The sequence below is a fragment of the Candidatus Lokiarchaeum ossiferum genome, from assembly GCA_025839675.1.
Lineage (GTDB): Archaea > Asgardarchaeota > Lokiarchaeia > Sigyniarchaeales > Promethearchaeaceae > Lokiarchaeum > Lokiarchaeum ossiferum.
In genome coordinates this window covers 2,185,963-2,209,773 of sequence record CP104013.1, presented here as the reverse complement: position 1 = coordinate 2,209,773, position 23,811 = coordinate 2,185,963, and the positions used below count along the sequence as shown (strand labels likewise).

Here is a 23,811-nt window from a genome sequence, read left to right as displayed (position 1 = left end):
TTTTTAAAATTTTTTTTAACCTTTAACCTGTAATTTCAACTACTTCTTGACCCCTTATCTTGAAATCTCCATCAATATATATTAAAAGACCATGCCCTTCATGTTTGAATACGATTGATGCTGGGTACCGTGGCGCATTATTAATAAATGATTTTTTAACGCAAACGGAGTGATTAGCATTGCAAACGTTGCAGTGAGCTGAAATCCATCTTACATTTTCTTTCAATGCTTTAATAAATAACGGAGTGATCAAGCTTTGAAATCCACCAAACATGTTTGTCATCCCAGTTAAAAACCCACTTAGAAGATCCTCATAGGAATCAAAAAAGGCTTTCATAGTCACTTCTAAAATTGCTTCCAACAATTGATATTGCACCGAATCGTCTGCTACAATAATAAAAACAATTTTTTCTTTTCGGATAAATACAGTTCTTCGATTCGATTTCTCAATATGAAGATAAATTCCTGGTTTTGCCATTTCTCTGGCATGTAACATCTCCAATCTAAAAATATTTGTTTGAGGACGGGTCCACCGAACTAAATCGGTATTTGTATCGATGCCAATGTCTACACAATGAATGAATTCTTCCAGATGTTCATATTTTTTTACAACAGCCATCTTACTTTCAATCCACTTGTTCCGCTAATTCAATTTCGCGTTTTAATACCAAGTATTTTTTTTGTTCAATCATATATTGCTCATCATTGATCTTTCCATCAGCAAAATCATTATCAACGATATCCATTTGTTTCCGCAATTTTGTTAAAATTTTTCGTTTTTTGGCAGTTTCCTTTCGCTTTTGTGCCCGCTTATAATTTTTTAAAGTTGTTTCCATGAGTTTCTGTATCTGCTTATTTGGATCTTGCAACGCTTTTTCCACATGAGGAAGTGCAATTTTGAGTTGATCTGGATTTGATTCACTTAATTTAGCAATATTTTCCGCAACTTTTAAACGTGTTTCAAGAACTTTACTCGTTAAAGCATTAATCAATTTTGGAATTGCAACAGATTCTAAAATATCTTCTAAATAATCCTCAATTTCCTGAACTACTGCTTTTGGATAGATTTTTTTATATTCGGGCAGTTGTTTTTCTCGAGTATCACCAATGAAGAGCAATGGCATTTCAGCATCCCAATGATCCATCTTTTTTTTATCTGCTAATTGTAAAATTCGCCCATCGTCTAATCGAAATACCTTCATTTTAAATCCAATCTCCTGAATATAATTTGTTAGGTAAATAGGTATCAGTTAAATATTCGATCCCATGTGATGAGAGTGCTTGTATTTCTGCTTTCATCTTCATCTTCTTCATGAGTTCTAAATCTTCCCGCCAGCGACGATTCGCACGGACATAAGGCTCGCTTAACATATCGTCTAGGCGTTTTATATCGACTTTATCCATAGGGATTCGACAGCTGTAATCAACCCCGTATTCGTCGAGATCGCGAGATAAAACCCCTAAAAGGTGCATGTCTGGAGTCGCTAAGAACGGAGATTCGTAACTCAATCGTTTGCTTCCTCGGATATAAACTGAATAGATGTAGTGCCCATATGGATCTGCATCGACGAGACAGAATGTTGGAAGTTTAAGAACCGAGTTGATTTTCTTGAGAAACATACGGGTGGCTACGTTACCGACTCCTTCAGCAGTGAGGGTGATACAGGGGAATTTTTTCCACCATTTTTCTTCAATAATCCGCATCATGGCGGCGTCTTTTTCCAGAACAAGAATAAATTCGGCGTCCGATTCGATAACATCGACCTTGTCAATCATGGGTGTTATACTCCACGAACCCGAGCCTTGACGATCCAGATCAATGATTTCATTTCCATCCTTTAATCTTAATCGCCCAACTGCAGATCCTCGGGCTTTAGCAACAATTCCGGTTGAATTTCGGGTTGTATGCAATAGTGCCGAGACATCTTCTATGCAAGCATCACTGAATTTTTGATCTTTGAAGAGATTTACATTTCCGTAAAATACTTCCCTTTTCGTCATATGCTTTCGTTTAGTGAGCAATTCATGAATTATTTTAATGACTTCCATAACTCGAGTAGTATCTTGAGCGGATGTCAAGGTTAGAAGTGCTTTATTAGTTTGTTGATTCCCAAGTAATAAGATATCTTGTTCTTCATCATAAATAATATTGGAAGCAGAACGTTTAGGAATTGAAAAGCTGGGATTGCCAGAATTTTCAATTTGAAATACCAATTTGCGAATTTCTGTATCAATCCGCTCCAAAGTTTTATCCATGGTTAGTTCATCGATCTGAACCGTTCCTTCTGGGGCAACAAAATCGCCACGATCGGCTTCTTTCTGTCTCTCAGTTAAATAGTTCCGGACTGCAACTAATTGGTTCATTGTTAAGCCCGAACGTAGGTTTCTGCTGGCCGTGACTTCTTTTTGTGAGTTCTTACTGGTGCTTGATCTTCTGGTCGTTTTTCGGGTAGTTTTCCGCGTACTCTTTTTCGCCATGGTTTTCTCTTCCTTATTTTTTATTTAACTTCCAAAAGGTTTTACCTCCTTTAATGGAAATAAGGAGCCGTTTTTCACGGGTTAATTGTTTAAGTTTGAGCTGCAAGAAGCGAGCATCTTTTAGATCTTTAATTTCCAATATTCTAATGAGATCTTTGATATTCAACCACTCATCTTCAGGTAATTTTTTAAGAATTCCATCAGCTGAAATAATATTTATTTTTGATTGTGGTTTGACCAATTTTTTCGCGGACGGTGCAGGAGGTGATTTTTTAACTTTAATAGGTTCTTTCGGAATTGTTTTGTCTGATGTTGGTGATTTACTCTCAAGTTTTTTCGCTTTTGTTCCTTTTACTTTAAGAACTTTTTTGGTTGATTTTCTTGTGGAAGATTTTGTTTTGGAAGAAACTTTTGACTTTGAATGTGTTTTTGCTTTAGATAGGATATCATCGATAGTGCGAACAGGTTTTGGGCCATCAGCGGATCTTGGTTTCATCGCAATTTTCTCAGAAAGTGTTATTTTAACTTCCTTTCTTGGACTTTCACTCTCATCACTTACCTCAACTTCATCATCGGAGTTTTCATCTTTCTTTTGTGAAGATATTTCTTTATCCACTTCTCTCTTTCTAGCCTGTTGTTGCTTTCGAATCTTTTCCAAAATAATACGATCTTTATCTTCTTGTTCTTTTCTTGAATTTTCTTCTTCAATTTCTTCAGGTGTTTTTTTTATTTTTCCTTCAAGTCGATCTAGGATACGTTGTTCAATTTTGGCAGCCTTCAAATCTTTATAGGCGTCTATTGTTGTAGCAACTTCAAGTAATGAACTTACAAAGATAGGCACAAATTTTTCAATAACTTTGGAGCGTTTACGACTATTTTCTCGATTGGTTCTTTTATTTTGATATTGTCGAATCTTCCGACCAATTGCTTCCAAACAATATTTAATTTCTTTTAATAATACTTCATCTTCTGCTAAAGCATTCTTTGATTGAGATTTGAACATAAGGTGGACATAAGGTCCAGAAACATTAACTAACATGCGAATATTTCCTTTCGGAATGCCGTTGTCAAAAGTATCCAATTTATAATTTTTCCAATTAACTGATTGAACACCTTTCCAAATTGCACAATCTGAATTATCTCGCATCTTTGGTGTTCTATTCACATAACGCATAAGGACTTGCTGAGCTTGTTTAGAACTTGGTATTTTGGGGCTGATTGCTATAACGGCTTCTACTACGAAAGCTAATCCCTTACCGCTTGTTGGAGAACGTGTATAGCCCATTATAAAATCATCATCTTGAGTATGAACCATGTCATATTTTAGGAACATATCGGCATATGATTTATGATTTAATTCCTCATTGGCCTTATACATTTGTTCTGAAGAAAATTCGGGATCCAAGTAGGGCGGAACTATAAATCGTGATAAAATTTTTTGGGGAAATATTTCGGATTCTTTTGATGTAAGTTTTTCGAGTTTGGCTTCATATTGTATGAACAAATCCGTCCGATGGGCGGGGTTTAAATTAAATTCTTTAAGCATCGTTGTTTCCAGAATATTACCGCCAATAGGAACTGCAGGATCTGATGGAGGTGCCATGTATTTCTGGGCTTTGAATGCCTTATATAATGATTCGGTCTGTTTTTGGGTTAAAGAATATGGGTGGGCTTTTGAAGTCATAACCTCTTTTACATCATCTTCCAGTTTATCGGTGATTTTAGAATCCTTCACTTCATTTTGAGGAAGAAATTTAAATGTTTTTACAGCTTTACTAAGAGTTTTTTTAAGATTTTGATTTTCTTTTTCAATAGATGCAATTTCTTTTTCTAATCCGCTGATTTCCTTTTTATAAGTTTTAATTTGTTTTTTATCTACTTCACGCATAATTGATTTTTGGAGTTTACGGATCTTGTTACTCTTTTTATTAATGGAATCCAATTTTTTGTTGTAAACTTTAAGGATTCCCCAATATTGAGCTAAGTCCTCTTCATCTTTAACTTCATATATAACTAAAGTATCTCGAGGTTTTTTTGATCTACCATGAATTCGTTGTTCATTATGCGCAAAATAAATTGGCCCTGGATTTTTTCTCCAAGTAAGATATCCAGATTCGAGATTTAAAAGCGAAAGAATTTGCTCAAGTTCTTCTTCAGATTCCTTCACAATTTTTTTCGCTATGGTTGAACTCATTCTTACATAATTATCTTGTAAAAAAGCACTAACTGTTAAATTCTCAGAAGATCGTAATTGATCTTGGAAATCGCCAATATTTACTGATGATGGGTGTGGTAAAGCGTAGGTTGGTTCTCGGGGGAAGTTTTTAACCCTCCGAGGATAAATTTCTTCTTCACCATTTGGATCAAGAAAGATTATTGTAATGTGTGGATTGGTAAGAGCGGTTTGTTGGATGTAGGAATCAATATATCCTTTTCGATATTTAACATTAAGAAAATTGAGCGAAATAAATGTCCCATGTTCAAAAATGGAAGTTACTTCTGTAGGTGGAACAATATATTCCTTTGAATTTTTCGAAGTTGTGTAAAATTGGGAACAAGTTGCATAGATGTGATTTATATCTTTAGAAACGACTGTTACAGGTTGTCCGGTGGTATTTTGTGCATCACTAAATGCACTTGGAGATCCAAACCCTTGGGATCCTCGGGTTTGTTTAAGTTTTTGACTTTTGCTAGATGCAAGATATCTTCCAAATTTTTCCAAATCTCCAGGACTCATTCCTGTTCCATTATCAAATACATCCAATGTATATTCAAAAACTTCTTTTGAATCTGAACTTGCATCTGCATATACGTCTTGTGCTTCTCTTTCAGTTAATTGAAATATTACAAATGGTTCTCTTTCTACCATCGCTTTGATAGGATATAGAAATCCATCAATACCATACATGATGTTTTGAACTTCGGATTCAAGTTCATCGGCTTTTTTTTGCAACTTTCGAATATTTTTCGCTTCTTCATCATCTTCATCTGAATCGGCAGTTTCCTCAGTTTGAAGTTTTTCTTCTTCATCAATTACAAGGGATTCATCGTTTTCCTCTTCATCTTCAAGCTCGATAATTAATTCTCCATCTTCTGATAATTTATTACCCTCATCATCAACCATTTCGGATTCAAGCTTACTTTCCATTTCTTGAATATCTTCTTCAAAGACGGGAATAAAATAGCTAAAATTCTCTAAAATCAAGTCATCTTTCAATTTGAATGCATAATCTTGATGTTTCTTACTTTCTTTCCAATGGAAATTCTCCAAAGCGTCGAGAGAGTTATCTACAAACTCAATACAATACTGAGTAAACTTATTTAGACCAAAATCAAATCCGACTAATTGAGTTCGTTTTCTAAAAAATTCTGCTACGCTACCTTGCTTAATTGTTCCGCTTTCTTGAGATTTAGTTTCTTTCTTTGCCATTGTAGATCAATTGCCTTAGTGGGCTGTTGGAATTATTTTTGTCGGATTATGAATATATTCGCTTAGGAATCAAAACTCCAATTCAATTTTCAAGTTCAATAAATAAAACGCTCCGTATTAAAGATTGTTATCTTTTTTTGACATATTTAAACTTTTTGGAAATTCTAAAATTCTATCATTCCTTGTAATCACAAAGATATATACTGAGGCATAAGAAATATTTTTTTGAATTGTGCTTTAACTAGTCTCATGGAAAATCAGATTCGCCATATTCATCCTACTAAAGATATAATTGGGATTAAAAGCGAAAATTTACAAGGTAAAACCATTTGTATGTGTTTAACTGGAAGTGTGGCTATTTTAAATGCTCCTTCAATAGCGCGGGAATTAATGCGACATGGTGCTGAAGTTATTACTGTGATGTCAGAAGAGGCAATTAAACTAATTCAGCCAACTTTAATAGAATGGGCGACGGGTAATCCAGTTATTACTGAAATTACTGGAAAAATTGAACACATCGCTACTGCTGGAGAACGTGAAAATACGAAAGGTATCGCAGACATGATTCTGATTTGTCCTGCAACAGGTAATTCTATTGGAAAGATCTCCCATGGGATAAGTGATAATCCTGTCACCGCCATCTCAATGGTTGCGTTAGGTAGTAAAACCCCAATGGCCATTGTCCCAGCTATGCACGATTCCATGTTTCGAAATCCTATTGTTCAAGAAAATATTCAAAAACTAAAAAATTTAGGTGTACAAGTGCTTGGACCTAGATTAGAAGAAAACAAAGCTAAAATTGCTGCAGTAGATGAAGTTGTTAATTTTGTCATTAATTTTTTCTCTCCAAACAAAGATTTAATCAAAAAAAAGTTCTTGATCACTGCAGGACCTAGCATAGAGTGGGTTGATGATGTTCGCTTTCTTTCAAATCCTTCAACGGGAAAGATGGGTATTGCATTATCCGAAGAAATTTTATCACGAGGTGGTGAAGTGACTTTATTAAAAGGGAAGAGTATCATCAAAGACCCCCTTGGTGCAAAAGTCGTCCATGTAGAATCCACTCAAAATTTTGTAGATGCGATGTTAAAAGAGTTGGATCTCAAGAAATATGATTATTTAATCTCAACCGCAGCATTAGCGGATTTTACTCCAGAGAAGCGACAAGATAAAAAGATCTCAAGCAATCAACAATTTTTAGATCTGCATCTAATATCCACACCAAAACTGATCTCTTTAGCCCGAGAAAAATCTCCAAATCTTTACATTATTGCGTTCAAAGCAGAATCAAATTTATCCGATTCAGAAATTATTGAAAAGGCTTATGACCGTCTAACAACATCTAAAGCTAATTTAATCGTCGCAAATCATGCTGGTAGTTCCATTTCTGGAAAAGGATTTGGATCAGACACAAATGAAGTGTTTATTATTGATTCACAAAAAGCCACCACTAAGCTAGAACTTGCAAGTAAGCGATCGATTTCCAAAAAAATAATTGATTTTCTTGTTCTAAATGCTTGATTTTTTTTGTTATTGGTTTTTTTTAATTTTTCAAGAAGCACAAAGTGTTAAATGATCTGACAACAAATTGTGATATAAGGGGAATTTCAATGTCATTTTTGGAAGTTATTTATGAGTCAGAAGAACTTCATCGTAAGAAAGAAATCCGAATTTTGAGCTGTGAACAAATCTGTGGGAAACATATACGACTTATAGACCATGATAAAAATTTCCTTCGCAAAGTTCAGACCTTTAAAGAAGAGAATCCTAAAAAATGTCAGATTTTATCAGGCAAGAATATTTTTGTAAAAGGTCCCAATTCTAATGATATAACTATTAATCAAAGTGGAAAATCCCCTTGGTATTTAATTAGAGCCATAAAAAATTCTCGAAAACAGCTTAATCTATTAATTTTGAATCAAGTTGTATGGGGTATTGAGATATCAAGTGGATTAAGAATGAAAAAAAGTGTTGAAACTCATGGAAAAGATAAAATTGCTGAATTTATTTTTGATCGAGTGAGTTCCATTTTTTCTGATCCCGAAGAATGGGAAAAAATTGTAATATATCATAGGGAAGAGCAAAAATAAGTTTATTTCTTTTTTTGCTCTATATTTTTAATTGATTTAGTTAAACAGCTTTGATATAAAGACAAATAAAGAAAGGAAAACAAGTAAGATTGTCTCCTTTAGGTGAGTATGATACCATTAAATGAACTACTAAATGCTATGCAAAAGGCTAAAGATTTTCTATTTGCTCAGATTGAGAAAGGAGCATCAAAAAATCAAGATGAAATCGCTCCTAATCTTCAAAAAAAGGTTAGTCTCCAACATTTTGATTCTTCTCGTTTCCAAAAAAACATTCACATTTATAGTCATCTCGATGCTGATGGGTTAAGTGCTGCGGCAATTATGGCAAAAATGTTCACTCGTGAGAATATTGGATTTCAAATTACAATTTTAAATCAATTAGAATCTCAGTATATTGCAACAATTGCTGAAGAGATATCAAAATATAATCGTTTTATTGTCTTAACCGATTTTGGATCCGGTCAATATGAGATTTTGAAAGAAAAATTAAAAACAACTGATTTTTTAATATTGGATCATCACAAGCCAGAGAAAATTGATAATCCTCCTGAAATTAATCATATTAATCCTTATTTTTACGATATTCGGGGTGAGGATGAAATTTCTGGGGCTGGAATATGTTATCTCTTTTCTAAAATAATGAATGAAAAAAATCAAGATTTGGCTGCCCTCGCTATTGTAGGTGCTATTGGTGACATGCAAAATAACAACGACAAAAGTGAATTTAAAGGGATTAATCAGAAAATTTTGCAAGAAGCAATGAATGATAGAAAAATAATTTTGGAGAAAAATATTGCCATTTCAAGGACTCGTCCTTTAATTCAATCGTTAATTTATTCCCTCCCTTTAGAGATTGAAGGTTTATCTGGTAGTTATGATGGAGTGGTCCAATTTTTGAATCGGATAAATATTCAAGCGACTGACGAATTGAACCATTCGCGAACTTTGATAGATCTAAGTGAGATGGAAAAAAAGACACTTACAAACGCATTGATTCAATATGCTTTAGTAGAAAAAGGTATTTCTACCGATGATATCAAAAAATTAGTGACCACTTTCTATATTTTAACAGATTTTGACCCAAAAATCTCTGTTTCAGATGCTAGAGAAATGTCAAGTTTATTGAATGCATGTGGGAGGCGTGGGAAACAAGGTGTTGGGATTGCGGCTCTTTTAGGGAATGCTGAGGCACTAACAGATGCCATGAGTGAAAAAAAAGACTATAAAAAAGAATTATCTCGGGCCATTCAATCTGCAAAGAAACAAATTCGTGAATATGAATATATTCGAACTGTTTATGATAATACTATAGATGAACGAATTATAGGAACTATTTGTTCTATTCTAATTCACTCAGATTTACAACATGATAAACCTTTGATCGCGTTTGCCGATTCTGACAATCATTTTTTAAAAGTGTCTTCTAGAGCAAATCGAGAATTGTTGGATAAAGGCTTAGATCTTGGTATTGTAATGCGTAAAGCCTGTCAACAACTAAAAATTCAAAATCCTGCTGGTGGGCACCCTCCGGCAGCGGGTGCAAAGATAAAAACGGCCCATTTGAAAGATTTTATTGAGAAAGTAAATGAATTTGTGAAAGAACAAATTGGGTAAAAAAAACTAAAGTCGAATCAGTTCTTCTTCAAATCGTTGGATTTCGAGAGGATCAATTTCTTTATCAATTTTGATATCGACTTTTATTCCATGATAGGCACAAGCTAAATTTGCAGCTGCAATAATTTCTGCTTTTTTCAATGGATCTTGGTCTGGAGAACCTCCAGTTAATTCTTCTTTGTTAAATTTAACGCGATTAAGGAGTTCACTCATTCTCACCACAATTTTAAAACTGAGTTGATTTACGATAGCAATTCTGGTGATATTATTAACATCAAAGAAACCTAAGGATTCATATTTCGAAGCAAGATATCCTTTCAAACTTATTGAACTTTTTTCACATTCTACTTCCAACCAATCACCAATGGCTAAATCTCTGCGCAAGAAAACTATTTCCCAGTCTATATCTATAGCTTTCAAATAGGAGAGTAATTCTGGAGTTAGACTTTCTGCTTTAATTATCGTATAAAGTTGTAATCCTGCATATCGCATATTTTTTTGTAAATATAACCCTCGTTGATGGAGACTGCTTAAAATTTTAAATTCTATGGATGAAATTCCAATGTGCGGATCTCTTAATTTGGCTTCTAAAAGAACAATATTTCCTTTTTCATGATCAAATATTCTATCACAAATTCCGATTATGCTATCATTGGCTTGAATGAAATCTAATAACCCAGTCATTGTGGGTTCCACATCCATAGCAAATAGATCTGATTCGTCTATGGTGACATAATCATCTTCTCCTGATCCTATAGCTAGTTTGACTGAAATCAAGTTAATATCTTTTGATTCTCCAAAGGTGGTCTGAACTCCAAGATTTAAGGGTTCGATTTCATTCTCAAATATCTTAATATCTGCCAACATGGATTCAAAAGGGTCCGGGACTTTAAGATATTGGTTAATGACTGGTGCTTCTGAAGGTTTAATTGTTAAATCATATTCTACTAATTCTTTTTTGATTATTAGATAAAGCCCTCCTTCTCTTCGATATAATGTAAGGGATGTGTCTTTATCTATTGAAGCATGAAATTTTTCGTGATCCTTTTTTCGAGTGCGTTTATTTAAACGCTTTTTCCAAAATCTATTATTATTCGTACCAGTTCGTTCGCTCAAGTTCCTTCCTCTTTAATAATATAAAGAAAATACCCAATTTAAAGACGAGGCCTATTTTTTCTTAACAATGTTAAGGAAAAGATGAATTCATAAAAGTTGGAGAGGAAGACTTTTTACGCTTGTTCACTACATTTTTAAATGAGAATTGATGTGGGAAAAATCTATTACAAAGAAGCTTGAAAATCTCGGTATTCCACTTCATATGTTGGATCGATCATCGATTGGATTACGGGCTCATACAAAGCCAATTATTCAACTATTTGAACAGAGATCTATCCCTGATGAGGGCTGGAATGATGATCAGATAACTCAATTACTTTATGTTCTTAGTCATTTAGATTCTGATAAAGATCCACAATCAATCCGGATTGGAGAAAGAGAAGGGAGAATTTCTACTCAATTACTGTCTAATCAAATTGGTGGTTTTTGCCATGGTGTCGGTAGAAGTGGGGAGCTGGCGGCTCCCCAACCAAAAGCTGCTGGTGCCTCTTTAATGCAAAATTTGTCAAACAAAGTTTCCTTTTCCCTTTTAAAGTCTCTGGGGTTATCTAATATCAAAAGCTCTCTAGTCGTACCCATGGGTACAGGTATGAGTCTTGGGTTAGCTTTACGAGGTGCTTTAGCACATTTTCAAATAAACTCTACAAAAAAAAACATGGTATTAATGACTCAAATTGATCACAATTCACCCATCAAAGGTATTAAATATATTGGAGCCGAGATAATCACAATACCGGGTCATTTTGGAAAAAATTATTATGCTTCTGAAGGTGTTTACACTGATATGGCTGAAATTGAATCCATTTTTCAAAAAAACTCCGATTCTGTGTGTGCAATTATTACAAACTGTGCATTTTTTGCCCCGAGGGTTCCAGATAATATAAAAGAAATCTCAAAGTTTGCCAAAAAAAATGAACTCATTCATATAATTAACAACGCATATGGTGTTCAATCTAGCGATATCTTGAAAATAATTCGTGGGGCAATAGATGCAGGGAAGGTGGATGCAATAATACAGAGTACTGATAAATGTTTCTTAACTCCAGTCGGAGGGGCGATTATTGCATCCCCAAATTCAGAGTTAATTCAAACTATCAGCAAATCGTACGCTGGAAGAGCGAGTGCTGCTCCTGCGATGCATTTATTAACGTCTCTTCTAAGCATGGGAAAAAACGGATACTTATCCAAAATGAAACAACAAAAAGAAAATCTTTTCATACTTCAATCTGAACTGAAGAATCTTGCCGAAAATCTTGGGGAAAAGCTAATAGATTGTGGAAACAAAGTATCGTGTGCATTAACACTTTCCAAATTTTCTCAAGATCAAATCTCAAAATTAGGTGGATTTCTATATAATTTACGCGTTACCGGTCCAAGGATCATTGATCTAAATAAGTCTGAATTTGGGTCTTGTACAAATAAAACAGAAATACCTTTCTCTTATGTAGTCATGAATGCCGCAATAGGGGTTGAGAAAAAACATATTTTACTTGCAATCCAAATGTTAAAAAAAGCCTTCATACAGATCCAAGATAAATGAACCTAAACGAAATTTTTTTATTTTCAAAAGATCAACACAATTTAAGGGAAAAAAATGGGACTTTTACAAGAATTTGCAAAGATAAACAAAATTTGGCGGAATAGATCTGTCAAGATTGCCTATGATCCACTGGGAAGGTTAGAATTATTTGAATTGGCATATTTTACCGCAAGTGATGTTCCCTTTCGATGTTTCTCCATCAAAATTAATCCTGGAAAAGATCATATTCAAGATGTTGCTTTATTATATAATGCGCAATCAAAGCAATTTATCAGTATTTTAAACAAAGAAGACGAAATTTTTCTTACTCTATTTGAGAGTAATGAAGAAACTATTGATGAAAATATCAAAAATCTCGCAGATAACCTTCAAAAATACAAATCACAGCTGCAATCGATCAATTCCGATTTACGAAATCAAATTTCCAAATGTATTTTAGTTGAAAGAAAAGTAGATGAAGCAATGCATTTTGCTTTATCAAAAGAATTAAGTCGTAGAGTTTATTTTGCAATTGGTGAATGTCGGGAAAGAGCTGCACTTATTCCTATATTTCAAAATTCCAAAGGTGCTGATTTGGTTCAACTCGCATTACATAAATGGATGGATTTCGCTTTAAAACAAGGGCAAGATCTACCCTTTCCTGAAGAAAGTACAATGGGTTTAGTTAAAAATTTTCTTCAAATTAAGAAATGGTTAAAAGATTTAATTTCAAAACAACTTGCTGGGATTTCTACTCTTAGAGAAGAGCAAAACATTGTTTAATTTTTTTAATAATTGAGAGGTTCAAGAAAATGATAATGAAGCGTGCTTATTTGTATAGAACATTGATAGTTCTTTTCATGTTTGGATGTATATTCAATAGTAGTTTCACCAAAATTGATAATGGGCGAGATATTTCTAATAATGGATTGAGAGAACTACCTTCTGAACAACCATTAGATTCTCAGTCATCCTACAAGATGTATGATTATAATCATCTAGGGGGAAAATATCCATTTGATCAATTTATTTTTGCCCCTACTTATGTAGAACGATATCAAAACCAAGTTGAAAATCAAATTCATTTTTACTTACCTTACGATGAAAATTATAGGGAATGTAGAGGAACATTTGAATGGTATAGAATTTTCGTTGATGGTCAACAAAAGGATTATCAGGAAATTTATAACACTTGGGAATTCACTGTTGATTATTCTCTACAAAATACTGTGATGAATAACATCGGCATCCACAACGTAACCTTTGAAATTTTTCATTCAATAACTCAGCAAATATATGCGCATGAAATGATTGTAAATATTACGGAGGATAATCCCGTTTTAGGCATGTATTATGATGATTTTTATTACTATCCAGATAATTATCAACCATTTTCATGGACTGTTTACACTACTGATAATCTGAAGTTTAATTATACAGTTATAGTTGATAATAATAGCATTTCCGATGGATATGACGAATATTCTGGAACAAATGTTAACTTAAATCTAGAAACCATTTTTGCTATTAATGATAAAGTTGGATCTACGTCTAAAATAGAACTTTTTGTTATAGACGAAAATGGGAAATCGACCTATGATTGCTTCAATCTAACAAAAGCGGGGAATTATATTCCACAAATCGTCAACATGGCAACTAAAACATCTCAATATGGTGATTTTGTCATGTATGAGACTCAAAATGCAATGATTGTTACATCTGCAATTGATTCCGATAGTTCTCCACTTTATGATGATTTAGATAAAATTTATATCATTATTTTTGGTGATTATGGCCAACCTTACCCTTATCGTATTATTGAAAATGTTTCATCTAACCAAATTTATGAAGTACCTTTAACAACAATTCGATTATCTGAGTTAGAAGCTCAATATTCAACACGTTTTACTAATTTACGGTTTATGGCTATTGCAGTAGATAATAGTGGACGTTCATCGTATTATAGCATGGAAATAAATTTGGGTGGTTATCTCCGCCAAGAATTTTTAAAAACAGAAAACATTCATTCTGGAAATGCGAAATCTGGTAAGTATATTTCATCTTTAGATCCTTCATTCGAATACAATTCCGATGTTAAATTCAAATTAACTATATCAACAACATTAACCACTTCAACAAATATGTTCTTTGCAGCTTCTACTGCATCTGAATGGGAAAGAAATCTGCAAGAAGGATATTATAGGATGGATATGTATTCACGAAGTGAATATAATGGTGTTTTTGGGAACGTTGAAATTGATAATACCTATTATGAGGGAGGTGGTGTGGTTTTTTGGATTAATGCTGCCAATAAATCAGCAGTCACATTTCCTATAACTTTAAGGTTGACTTATCCTGATGAAATATCACCTAACCTACTTTTCGGAGAACCTCCTCTTCAATTCATGCACTGGAAATCTGATTATGAAGATACTGCTGAATTTAATACTTGGCATGTATATTCAAATGAATCTTACGTAGATAATTATGGAAATACAATTAATGAGCAATACAAATTAGCTGGGGAAAATATTTATGAGTTTAAACTATATGATCTTGGACTTTATGGGTTTGGAATTGATGCATTTCTTGTTGATGAGTGGTCAAATAGTGTAAATGATGCAGTGATCCCTGGATATTCACTATTCCCGTTGATAACAATATTTGGGCTTGCTATTGTATTTTTAATTTCAAGAAATAAACATTTTAATCACTAAATAAAGTTTTTTTAAACTTTACTACAAAAGTTGAATTTTTTTTACAAAAATATTAGAAACTCCCCAATGTCTATCATTTAAATTCGGTCGTTAATTCCTTTAATTAAACATAGTAATACATTGATTTTCGTAATTGTGAATCTGCTATCTTAGTGAACCCTTATGTCTGATGTTAACGAAAAATTACATGAATTGCAAGAGAGTATGCAAAAGTTACAACTGTTGAAGCAGTTAGGTGCGGAAAAACTCATTTTAGAGCAAGAAAAAGAGATCTATACAATTCAACAAGATATAATGCATTTGAACAATAATACTTCCATTGATATTATTGATGCTATTTTACCCAAAAAATGCAAATTTTGTACAGTAAAATTAAGTGATGAAGATAGATTAGAATGTTTTGAAAAAATTGGTACGACTTGCAAGCGAAAGGAACCTAAACATGTCAATATGCTTAATATGAGCATTTTTAAAGTAATTCTTATGTACATGACTTTGCTAGCACTGTTGTTTACCTTCTTACTCTTTACAAATATTTTATTTAATTATTTTGAAGAGAAACTGCTGGTATTCGGTTTAGCTTCTGCTGGTCTTTTACTTGTAATCCTGTTATTTAGAAAACCAGTAAAAAAATTATATTCTCAATTTTAAGTACAAATTTTCAAGATTTTTTTCAATTAAATCGAAAAAATTTGTGATTTCTTGTTCTTCTTCATTGGTCCTTGTATTTTTTGTCTTTAATGTATGGATTTTTTTTACCAACTGGATAATCTCAGCGGATTCTTTCTGAATTTTAAGAGGTATCTTATTCAACATATCTATTTCTACTTGAGGCAACGTTCGTTTGGATTTTAGGGATATCAAGGCATAATATTTGTTCAATAAATTGGAATTCAGTAATGCACATAGCTCATAGAGTGAGATTGGGGATTTAACTCCTTCTTTTGGGATGATGTAGAGAAGTGTGTTTGTATGATAGTATCCTTTTTCATCTACCGCTGCAATAAGTCTATCACTTGTTCGACGTAGTATAATTTTATTTTGTTCTATGTGATATCTCTGATATCCACCTGAATACAAATTTTCTGGTTTAGTATTTATATAAAATCCTCGATAGGATAGTTTATAAGGTTCTACATCATTTCCTGATACCAAACCAGGCATCCAAGATGATCCTAATCGTAATTTTGATGTAATTTCTTTTTTTCCTATTCCTTTTTTGGATCGAATCCCATGATGAATTTCGAATAGTTGATCTAAAGGAATTGAATTTTGTTCTAAACGGTTAATATACAACAGAGATTCTTCTGAAAAAAGAAGCCGAAATCGAGATCTTGATATTTTCGCAAAATATTGTTGATCCATTTGATACTCGTGTAGTATTTTGATATGTTGGGGTGAAAAACTTAACATACGTGATATCATTTGTTGCTTTTTAATTTTCATTGCATCCTTTTGAAAAATAATTATCACCGGAAGACCACTATCGACTCCAGACCAAAAATTCCTTTGAAATAAATTAATTTCTTGAATCCTTGTGGTGTGTAATATATAATTTCTAAGCTTATGAAAGTATTTTCCCATTAGAAAACTATCTGGAACGACCAATGCGGCAAAACCGTGATTCTTTAATAATTGAATTGCCCGTTCTATGAATATGGCATAGTAACTAATCTTATATTCTGCTGAATGTGAGAAATTTTGACGGAGCATTTGAGTTTGGTCTTTTCCTAACTTTCCTACTCTTCCCAACCCCCAACTGACGTATGGGGGATTACTAAGGATAAAATCTGAAAATTTTTCATTGAAGGGACATAATTGGTGTCTAAATTTTAAGTTGAGATCATTTGAAATAATATTCTTATCATCAATGGGTTTTAATGAATCTTGATGAAAAAAACTTACAGATATTTGACTTGCATTAAAATTATCATTATTATTTAGTAATTTGAGTGAAAATTGGGCAATATCTAATGCAAAAATATCTATATCAATTCCCCAAAATTCAATTTCTATATCCCCATGCAAAATTGTAGAATCTGAAAGTAAATTTGAGATATACACTAAAGTACAGATGATAAATCCTCCCATACCGCATGAATAATCTAAAATTCGTACTTTTTTTCGTGTTTTAAACGAATCAAGAAGTTTTTGGTTTAGGGATTCCAAAATGAAATTAATTACATTGAGCGGAGTAAAAAAAGCACCTCGATTTTTTTGAATTTGGCTTTTTTTATTTGTTGAATCATATCTTAGTGTCTGTAATATTGCATGAAACTCAAATATGTCTGCTAATTTTGAGTTTTGACCTAAAAAAATGTTAGAATACATGCTCACTTCATTTTTATTATTGTTCCATTTTAATTGGTCCGAAGATAATTGATTGTCCCTGAAAAAAGTCATGTTTGGGGGTAAGACAGACACAAATTTTTGAATTTCTTGAAAATTGGTTATAGAAGGAGAGAATTCTTTTTTAAAAATGTTAAATAAGGTTTTCTTCAATTTGGATTGCTGAGATTTGGAAAAATGAGTAAACAACTCGGATTTTGATAAGAATACTAGAATGACTAGATAATTTTGGATAAAATCTTTATTCAAGACATAATTATCAGAATCCTTCATTAAAGTATCTTGAATTTGACCATTGATTTTTTCCTTCATTTTTCGGATGGATCTTCGATTTATCATCTTAATTTTTCTCTTAATCTGAAGTAATTTGACAAAAAATGCTTAAGTTATATTAGCATTTATATTTAAATATATGAATTTTTCTTTTCCAAAGATTGATCCCGAAACACCCGTTATTTCTTGGCAGGATAAACCTCAAACTTCTTTTTCTGTCCCCGAAGCCAAATTAAATTCGATTAATTTTTTCGATTCAAAGAAAATTTTAAGCAATTTAAAGATGATTCTTGGAAAGGAGAAATTTGAAAATGAATTCGAAACCACTAAATACATCAAATTTTTGGGAGATGAAGATGAAGTTTGGCATAATCGAATAATTCACGGAGATTCATTAATTGGGATGAATGCTCTTTTAAAGGCGGGATATGGTTCTAAAGTTCAGATGATTTATATGGATCCTCCTTTTGGAATAAATTTTGATGCAAAACACACTTCAGGGTCATCTCAATCTGAAGGTTATCTGGATACTTGGAAAAATGGTCTAAGTTCTTACTTAGCCTATCTCAGAGTAAGATTCGTTCTTTTTCGGGAATTATTAACCAGTAGTGGTTCGATTTTTGTTCAAATTGGAGAAAAAAACTTACATTATGTTCGCTGTTTACTTGATGAAATTTTTGGCATCGAAAATTGCGTCAGTCAAATAACATTTAGAACGGCTATAAGTACCAATAAGGTTCAAGGCATCGCAGATTATCTTCTATGGTATGCGAAAGATAAAAAACAAGTTTTTCGACGAAATCTTTTCACTGAGCGTCCTATGGATAAAATCGCCAAAACATTCACTTATTCTTCTAAAAATCCCAAAAATGGAGAAATTATCCGCTTTAAACCTCAAGAATTAGTTAAACGCATCAATCCTCTGAAGCCAAATCGTTTTGAAAGACAATTCATAATTGAATATCAAGGTAAAAAAATCGCTTCTCCAAATGGATTTGAATGGCGCTGGGAGAAAACAGCTATTCAAAAGTTGATTGAGCTGGATCGAGTGCAAATAATTAACAATAAACTATATGGAAAACGTTATGAATCTGATTTTCCTGCAATGATATTAACAAATCTATGGACTGATACATCTACAAGTACTTTTGCAGCTAAAAAACATTACACCGTACATACTAACCCAAAAGTGATTCAAAGATGTATGGCTATGACCACACGTCCGGGGGATTTAGTGCTTGATCCTACAAGTGGTTCTGGAACGACAGCGATGGTCGCTGAAAAATTGGAAAGAAAGTGGATTGTTTTCGATACAAGTCCGACGGCCATTCTATCGACTTGTAATTGGTTAATTGGTACTATTTTTCCCTGTTTTAAATGGAATATTGAATCAAATGACTTTCATTATACCCCAGTAAATAAAATTAGTTTAAGTGATCTGGCCCATGAACGAAAATCGAAAGATCAAGTTCGATATGAATTGCCTCTTCAACATAAAAAAAAAGATAGGGTTGTGTCTCCGTTTTCGGTAGAAGAGGTAAATTTCAAGAGCATTGATAGGTGGGATGAGCACATTCATCAAATTTTAAACCAAAATGGATTTTTCTTATCTGATGGAGATAATGTAAAAATCACCAATCTTGAAGATATCACTGATTTCGATGGTAGTTCTTCTGAAATTGCTTTCCAAGATTTCAAACTATCAAAAAAAATTCGGTTAATGCAAGGAGATATTAATAATATTTCTCATTTTGTTTTGATGCTTTCTCCATCCTTGGATCTGATTGAAGAGAATTCCATCTCGAAAATACAAGCAATCTTACATCTATTAATTAAAATTAAGAATATTATAATCATTTCTCATTCTATTTTGCCCGATTTCATCTACAAACTAACTTCAAAGTTAATGAATGGTTCCTCCACAAATCAGCACTTAAAGTCTAAATTCTGTGTATTGTTCGCCATTTCACATTCCGATTTAGTTGTTGATGGATTAGAATTTAGTAACCATAAAGAGAGTATCAAGATACTTGGAGACATTTCTTATAATCCTTCTACTCGCAAATTTAGCTTTTCATATTTCAATTTTAAAAATGGAAAAAAACTGCCCTTAAGTGTTGATAAATTGGCATTCTGGGGTTTTCGTCCTCATAAGTTTAAAGTTCCTGAATTATCTAATAATCCCAAAAATTTTAAGTGGGTGCAGCTTCCATTCTATTCCAAGTATATTCATTTAAAATTGAAAAACATGTATTGTGCAAAAGAAAATCTAAAATTAATCGGTGACATGCTAAGTGATCCAAAATCTAATGTAGATGTGTGGGAATTATGTGGGATCGATTTTCTGGGAACTTTCCACTATGGTTTTTTTTCTGCTAAACCCAAGTCGATGGGATTTTAATCCATTTTTTCTTTCAATTAATTTCTAAAATTTTAAATATTTGAAATTTATCGAGTTTTGAGTAATATTTTAAAGGCTAAGACGATAAGGATTATGGGGAATTTAATGTCGGAAAAAACACACTTTAAAATTGATAAAGTGGGCAAAAAACCGACTAGTGAACGTGGATATAGGTTAGAAGATACAATAGATGGGAATAGTGAACCAGAAAGAAAAAATTTTGCCCGTTTAATGGAACATCATGGCTGTGAAAACGAAGGACCTTTGTGGTCTAGAAAGGTACCCTTCACAAAATAATATTTTTCTATAATTTTTTATTTTTATTGTTTATGACAACACATAAATATCTTAAAAACGATATTTTAGTTAGAGGGAGTTGTATGACAGAACAAGCAAAAAACAACATGGTTAGTAAAGATGATTCTAAGAAAAAAACCGTTAAAGAGAAATTGAGTAAAGGTCAAAAAAATATTCAAGATTTAGGTGTAGAAGAACTTTCCAAAGCCAATTTTTCTCTTTTATTAAACATGGATGGTTTAGATAAAGAGACATTTTTCAAATCAGATAAGAAACCATTTACAAGTTGATTTTTTTTCAATTTTTCAAGCAGGTTTGATTATTTTAGCGTACTTTATGTTTTAGTTGAATTGAATTCATTAATTTGTTTGATATAAGTGCGAGAAACGGATATGAAGTAAAATCCAATTATTATTATTCCGAAATTATAGAATGGAAAAAACTTTTCAATCAAAAAATAGAATCCTAATGCAACTACGACAATTCCGGTATAATATCCAACATATATTGACTTAATTGTAGCATTATTGTATTCTTTCTTTCTCATCCAAAGAATTGAACGCAAAATTCGGCCACCATCATAGGGGTATATGGGAAGAAGATTAAATCCTGCATAAAGAAAGTTGATGAGTGCACAATAGCTCAACATAAATTGAAAGTATAATGACATTGTGGTCGACTCTTCTAACCAATTTGGTAAATATAGTAGTATTCCGAGTATTGCATTGGATAAGGGTCCTCCTAATGTTATCCAGAATTCATCTTTTGCTTCAATGGTCTCTTCTTGAAAGACAGTAAATCCTCCCAAAAAGTTAACTATGATATTTTGAACTGGGATTGAACGAGCTTTTCCTATACTTGCGTGAATTAGCTCATGTAAAATTAAACTCAAAATTGCTAGCACTGTTGAAATCGAAGCTACAAGTAATATTGTAAAAAAACTTAAGTTATATCCTCGATAAAATAAATTCAATCCAGCATTAATGAAAATGATTAGAAATGCAATTAAACTGCTTGGGTGGATTCGAAAAAAGTGTGGGGGGCAATTTTTCATCCCAATTCCTTCTGTATTATTTTAAGTACTCCATTTGGTAACAATTTTTTTCAATTGGAATAATTTTTTGGAGCTACATTTTGGACATTTATCAGGTTTTGGGAGGGACTCATCCTGCTCTTCAACTTCACTTTCCCAATTACAATTCCAGCAACCCCACCCATTTAATTTATATCCAATATTACCTCCAGCTATTTGAAAGTTCCTTTCTTCCACTAACGCTTGAACTATTTTTTCGGTTCCACTTTTTAATATTCGGCTAAAAGTAGGCTGACTTACGTTGAACTCTTTTGCACATAGTGCTTGCCTTCCCTTTTTTACATCCTTATGTATATAGCTATTTAATCTTAAAGCGCTGTATTCTTCCAAGGTTATCGTGATTGGCTGATCAACATCGTTTTCATTACGGACATTTCTATAAAACAAGTTTTGTTTTTGGAAAAGGTCTTTATCATAACTTTCCCTTAATTTCTTTTTTGGCAATTCCAATTTTCACCAGATATATACAATCCACTCAATGATTAAATCTGGATTCAGAAATTTATTAACTTTTTTAAATATTAAAATAATAAACCTTGCGAAGAAGCTTATTTTTCAAAGATAATATCAAAGAATAAAAAAAAAAATTTTAGCTTAATGATTACATGAAGCTTTAGCCATTTTTTGCAGTTTTTCAGCCACAAAGGCTTCAAAATTCTCTTTAACTGTTCCTTGAATTCCTGCATAAGGTTCGACACCAACTTGTAAGAATCCCATCAAAGGCCTTTGTCCAATCCCACCTAAAACGACGGAATTAACACCTGCATTTTTCAAGAACATTACGGGCTGCATGCAGCCTCCCTGTTGATGTGGTGCGTTCTGAAGTACTTCAACATTCGATACCTCCTTGGATTCTTCATCATATTCTAAAATAGTGAAGGCTGGGGTGTGGCCAAAATGAGGGACTAGTTCCCCAGTTAATCCTTCAACTGTGGATGGAAATGCTACTTTTAATAAACTCATAGTAATCACTTTTCTGAATATCTATTCAAACAATTGGCAAAATAAGAAGATTACGATTATAGAATATCATTTGAATGTAATTAACAAGATGGAAAAAGGGAAAAAGGAAGAATAAAATAAAAAATATTGAAGTTAATGTTCGTGGTGAGATTCATCGCATTCTTCTTTAGGGAGACCGTAATCCTTCCCTTTTCTGGGAACACAAGTACTATCTCCACTTTTCAATTCGCCGGATAAAATTACGTCGACTATATTTTCAATAGTGCCCGATGCGCCCAATATAGGTTGAATATTGTATTGATTAAAAAAATCTATGGCTCTTCTCCCCATCCCTCCTGCAATAATGACATTTACAGAATTTTCATGGAGAAATTTTGGAATAGTTCCAACTTGATGGCCTGGGTTTTGAACCGTCGTTTTTTTTACAACTGTGCTATTTTCCACATCGATAAAAGTATAAGTTGGGCATCTTCCAAAATGTTGCGAAACTTGTCCATTATCCGTGGCTATACTATATCTTTTCATTTTTTTCTACTCCTATTATTTTTGTTTTTAATTTAATTTTTTTCAATAATTTAGTTGAGATCACCCGCAGTCTTTCTGCCGGTATCCCCTTTGGATCAAATTTAATAATTGGTAATCCTTGAGCTATCGATTGAGGCCAATTATCGTCTAAAGGAATATCCCCTAGCAATTCAAGTTGATAATCCTTAATGTATTGAGATATTAATTGATAGCCATCAGGAAACATATCTGATTTGTTAATGATAATACCAATAGGTATTTTAAACTGTGAAATGACTTCTATCACACGCTTTGCATCATGTAATGCCGCGGAACTTGGTTCAATGACAACGATGCAGTAGTCTAAATTAGCTACTGCTGCAATTACAGGGCATCCTATCCCAGGGGGGCCATCGATGATTAAGAGATCTTTTTCTTCTAAATCTGCAATTTTTCCCGCATATTTCTTTAATTCCGTGACTAGCTTTCCAGAAGTTTGGGATCCCAAGATTGTTTGGCCTGTAATTACATCAAATCCAAATTCTCCTTCTAAATGAACTACATTTCCACTATCTACTGGATTTATTTCAAAACTTTTTTCTGGGCAAAGTAGTGAGCAAGCACGGCAACCTTCACATGCTACAACGTCAATAATTGGTTCTAAACATTTTTCGTCCCATGATAGTGCTCCGAAAGAACAAAATTCTTCTGAAATGCATCTTTTACAATGAGAACATGATGAAGCAATAAAAGTCGCCTTTTCTGTAGTCTGCAGAGTAAAGGATTTCTTTGGTACTCCATTAGTTTGAAAAAGAATTTGGAGGTTTGGAGCATCCACATCCGTATCGGCTGCAATAAGATTTATACCTTGATCACTTAATGAACAAGCAAGCGATGCTGTAATAGAAGTTTTTCCAACTCCTCCCTTTCCTGAAACAATTCCTAATTTGTAATAATTCTCTGGCAT

At 33.0% G+C, this 23,811-nt stretch carries 21 protein-coding genes; 10 read left to right on the top strand and 11 right to left on the bottom strand.

Annotation, left to right across the window (positions count from 1 at the left end; genetic code table 11):
- Window positions 1-22: 22 nt before the first annotated feature.
- Genes NEF87_RS09080 through NEF87_RS09065 form a run of 4 tightly spaced genes read right to left on the bottom strand, consistent with a single transcriptional unit; the run spans window position 23 to window position 5,908 of the window.
- A complete protein-coding gene (locus NEF87_RS09080; RefSeq protein ID WP_457919540.1) occupies window positions 23-619 on the bottom strand; it encodes a hypothetical protein in 597 nt (198 codons plus the stop codon).
- A 7-nt stretch (window positions 620-626) separates the two neighbouring features.
- The gene (locus NEF87_RS09075; RefSeq protein WP_371806139.1) at window positions 627-1,202 is read right to left on the bottom strand and encodes a hypothetical protein; all 576 of its coding nucleotides are present in this window, start codon (window positions 1,200-1,202) and stop codon (window positions 627-629) included.
- A gap of 1 nt (window position 1,203) precedes the next feature.
- Window positions 1,204-2,478, bottom strand: coding sequence for a hypothetical protein (locus NEF87_RS09070; protein WP_457919539.1), 1,275 nt, complete (start codon window positions 2,476-2,478; stop codon window positions 1,204-1,206).
- A 13-nt stretch (window positions 2,479-2,491) separates the two neighbouring features.
- Window positions 2,492-5,908: a DNA topoisomerase VI subunit B gene (locus tag NEF87_RS09065; protein ID WP_371806137.1), complete on the bottom strand. Its 3,417-nt coding sequence runs from the start codon at window positions 5,906-5,908 to the stop codon at window positions 2,492-2,494.
- A gap of 249 nt (window positions 5,909-6,157) precedes the next feature.
- Here NEF87_RS09065 and coaBC point away from each other — a divergent pair, with 249 nt between their 5' ends.
- From coaBC to NEF87_RS09050, 3 genes are all read left to right on the top strand, one after another.
- The gene (gene coaBC, locus NEF87_RS09060; protein WP_457919538.1) at window positions 6,158-7,429 is read left to right on the top strand and encodes a bifunctional phosphopantothenoylcysteine decarboxylase/phosphopantothenate--cysteine ligase CoaBC; all 1,272 of its coding nucleotides are present in this window, start codon (window positions 6,158-6,160) and stop codon (window positions 7,427-7,429) included.
- 89 nt (window positions 7,430-7,518) lie between these two features.
- Window positions 7,519-7,998, top strand: coding sequence for a DEAD/DEAH box helicase family protein (locus NEF87_RS09055; protein WP_371806135.1), 480 nt, complete (start codon window positions 7,519-7,521; stop codon window positions 7,996-7,998).
- Between the two features lie 108 nt (window positions 7,999-8,106).
- On the top strand, window positions 8,107-9,612 hold the full coding sequence (locus tag NEF87_RS09050; protein ID WP_371806134.1) for a DHH family phosphoesterase: 1,506 nt from the start codon (window positions 8,107-8,109) through the stop codon (window positions 9,610-9,612).
- A 6-nt stretch (window positions 9,613-9,618) separates the two neighbouring features.
- Here the strand turns inward: NEF87_RS09050 and NEF87_RS09045 are convergent, their stop codons facing one another.
- On the bottom strand, window positions 9,619-10,728 hold the full coding sequence (locus NEF87_RS09045) for a hypothetical protein (RefSeq protein WP_371806133.1): 1,110 nt from the start codon (window positions 10,726-10,728) through the stop codon (window positions 9,619-9,621).
- Between the two features lie 148 nt (window positions 10,729-10,876).
- Here NEF87_RS09045 and spcS point away from each other — a divergent pair, with 148 nt between their 5' ends.
- The 4 genes from spcS (at window position 10,877) to NEF87_RS09025 (ending at window position 15,615) form a co-directional block, all read left to right on the top strand.
- The gene (gene spcS, locus NEF87_RS09040) at window positions 10,877-12,268 is read left to right on the top strand and encodes an O-phosphoseryl-tRNA(Sec) selenium transferase (protein WP_457919537.1); all 1,392 of its coding nucleotides are present in this window, start codon (window positions 10,877-10,879) and stop codon (window positions 12,266-12,268) included.
- Between the two features lie 54 nt (window positions 12,269-12,322).
- Window positions 12,323-13,030 (top strand): putative selenocysteine system protein, encoded by a 708-nt coding sequence (locus NEF87_RS09035; protein WP_371806131.1) that lies wholly within the window; start codon window positions 12,323-12,325, stop codon window positions 13,028-13,030.
- A gap of 29 nt (window positions 13,031-13,059) precedes the next feature.
- Complete coding sequence (locus tag NEF87_RS09030) at window positions 13,060-14,964, top strand: hypothetical protein (RefSeq protein WP_457919536.1); 1,905 nt, start codon at window positions 13,060-13,062, stop codon at window positions 14,962-14,964.
- Window positions 14,965-15,126: 162 nt separating this feature from the next.
- Window positions 15,127-15,615, top strand: coding sequence for a hypothetical protein (locus NEF87_RS09025; protein ID WP_371806129.1), 489 nt, complete (start codon window positions 15,127-15,129; stop codon window positions 15,613-15,615).
- Here the strand turns inward: NEF87_RS09025 and NEF87_RS09020 are convergent.
- Window positions 15,598-17,652, bottom strand: a complete 2,055-nt coding sequence (locus tag NEF87_RS09020; protein ID WP_457919535.1) for a TaqI-like C-terminal specificity domain-containing protein — start codon at window positions 17,650-17,652, stop codon at window positions 15,598-15,600. The two genes, NEF87_RS09025 and NEF87_RS09020, sit on opposite strands and share 18 nt — an antisense overlap.
- A 73-nt stretch (window positions 17,653-17,725) precedes the next feature.
- On the opposite strand from NEF87_RS09020, the gene NEF87_RS09015 reads away from it, so the two are divergent.
- The 3 genes from NEF87_RS09015 to NEF87_RS09005 all read left to right on the top strand — a co-directional run bounded on the left by NEF87_RS09015 (window position 17,726) and on the right by NEF87_RS09005 (window position 20,574).
- A complete protein-coding gene (locus NEF87_RS09015; protein ID WP_457919534.1) occupies window positions 17,726-19,987 on the top strand; it encodes a site-specific DNA-methyltransferase in 2,262 nt (753 codons plus the stop codon).
- Between the two features lie 105 nt (window positions 19,988-20,092).
- Window positions 20,093-20,284, top strand: coding sequence for a hypothetical protein (locus tag NEF87_RS09010; protein WP_371806126.1), 192 nt, complete (start codon window positions 20,093-20,095; stop codon window positions 20,282-20,284).
- A 32-nt stretch (window positions 20,285-20,316) separates the two neighbouring features.
- On the top strand, window positions 20,317-20,574 hold the full coding sequence (locus tag NEF87_RS09005; RefSeq protein ID WP_371806125.1) for a hypothetical protein: 258 nt from the start codon (window positions 20,317-20,319) through the stop codon (window positions 20,572-20,574).
- Window positions 20,575-20,618: 44 nt separating this feature from the next.
- On the opposite strand, the gene NEF87_RS09000 is transcribed toward NEF87_RS09005, so the two are convergent.
- The 5 genes from NEF87_RS09000 to NEF87_RS08980 all read right to left on the bottom strand — a co-directional run bounded on the left by NEF87_RS09000 (window position 20,619) and on the right by NEF87_RS08980 (window position 23,811).
- Complete coding sequence (locus NEF87_RS09000; protein ID WP_457919533.1) at window positions 20,619-21,338, bottom strand: site-2 protease family protein; 720 nt, start codon at window positions 21,336-21,338, stop codon at window positions 20,619-20,621.
- Between the two features lie 21 nt (window positions 21,339-21,359).
- Window positions 21,360-21,821 carry a DUF134 domain-containing protein gene (locus NEF87_RS08995; protein ID WP_457919532.1) on the bottom strand — a complete coding sequence of 154 codons (462 nt, stop codon included), beginning with the start codon at window positions 21,819-21,821 and terminating at the stop codon, window positions 21,360-21,362.
- Between the two features lie 150 nt (window positions 21,822-21,971).
- Complete coding sequence (locus tag NEF87_RS08990; RefSeq protein WP_371806121.1) at window positions 21,972-22,340, bottom strand: NifB/NifX family molybdenum-iron cluster-binding protein; 369 nt, start codon at window positions 22,338-22,340, stop codon at window positions 21,972-21,974.
- 132 nt (window positions 22,341-22,472) lie between these two features.
- Window positions 22,473-22,865, bottom strand: coding sequence for a NifB/NifX family molybdenum-iron cluster-binding protein (locus tag NEF87_RS08985; RefSeq protein ID WP_457919531.1), 393 nt, complete (start codon window positions 22,863-22,865; stop codon window positions 22,473-22,475).
- Window positions 22,852-23,811: a P-loop NTPase gene (locus tag NEF87_RS08980; protein ID WP_457919530.1), complete on the bottom strand. Its 960-nt coding sequence runs from the start codon at window positions 23,809-23,811 to the stop codon at window positions 22,852-22,854. The genes NEF87_RS08985 and NEF87_RS08980 overlap by 14 nt, the downstream gene beginning before the upstream one ends.

Coding starts and splice junctions, on each gene's coding strand:
- NEF87_RS09080 (WP_457919540.1), bottom strand. CDS start 619: ATGGCTGTTGTAAAAAAATATGAACATCTGGAAGAATTCATTCATTGT.
- NEF87_RS09075 (WP_371806139.1), bottom strand. CDS start 1,202: ATGAAGGTATTTCGATTAGACGATGGGCGAATTTTACAATTAGCAGAT.
- NEF87_RS09070 (WP_457919539.1), bottom strand. CDS start 2,478: ATGGCGAAAAAGAGTACGCGGAAAACTACCCGAAAAACGACCAGAAGA.
- NEF87_RS09065 (WP_371806137.1), bottom strand. CDS start 5,908: ATGGCAAAGAAAGAAACTAAATCTCAAGAAAGCGGAACAATTAAGCAA.
- coaBC (WP_457919538.1), top strand. CDS start 6,158: ATGGAAAATCAGATTCGCCATATTCATCCTACTAAAGATATAATTGGG.
- NEF87_RS09055 (WP_371806135.1), top strand. CDS start 7,519: ATGTCATTTTTGGAAGTTATTTATGAGTCAGAAGAACTTCATCGTAAG.
- NEF87_RS09050 (WP_371806134.1), top strand. CDS start 8,107: ATGATACCATTAAATGAACTACTAAATGCTATGCAAAAGGCTAAAGAT.
- spcS (WP_457919537.1), top strand. CDS start 10,877: ATGTGGGAAAAATCTATTACAAAGAAGCTTGAAAATCTCGGTATTCCA.
- NEF87_RS09035 (WP_371806131.1), top strand. CDS start 12,323: ATGGGACTTTTACAAGAATTTGCAAAGATAAACAAAATTTGGCGGAAT.
- NEF87_RS09030 (WP_457919536.1), top strand. CDS start 13,060: ATGATAATGAAGCGTGCTTATTTGTATAGAACATTGATAGTTCTTTTC.
- NEF87_RS09025 (WP_371806129.1), top strand. CDS start 15,127: ATGTCTGATGTTAACGAAAAATTACATGAATTGCAAGAGAGTATGCAA.
- NEF87_RS09020 (WP_457919535.1), bottom strand. CDS start 17,652: ATGATAAATCGAAGATCCATCCGAAAAATGAAGGAAAAAATCAATGGT.
- NEF87_RS09015 (WP_457919534.1), top strand. CDS start 17,726: ATGAATTTTTCTTTTCCAAAGATTGATCCCGAAACACCCGTTATTTCT.
- NEF87_RS09010 (WP_371806126.1), top strand. CDS start 20,093: ATGTCGGAAAAAACACACTTTAAAATTGATAAAGTGGGCAAAAAACCG.
- NEF87_RS09005 (WP_371806125.1), top strand. CDS start 20,317: ATGACAACACATAAATATCTTAAAAACGATATTTTAGTTAGAGGGAGT.
- NEF87_RS09000 (WP_457919533.1), bottom strand. CDS start 21,338: ATGAAAAATTGCCCCCCACACTTTTTTCGAATCCACCCAAGCAGTTTA.
- NEF87_RS08990 (WP_371806121.1), bottom strand. CDS start 22,340: ATGAGTTTATTAAAAGTAGCATTTCCATCCACAGTTGAAGGATTAACT.
- NEF87_RS08985 (WP_457919531.1), bottom strand. CDS start 22,865: ATGAAAAGATATAGTATAGCCACGGATAATGGACAAGTTTCGCAACAT.
- NEF87_RS08980 (WP_457919530.1), bottom strand. CDS start 23,811: ATGCCAGAGAATTATTACAAATTAGGAATTGTTTCAGGAAAGGGAGGA.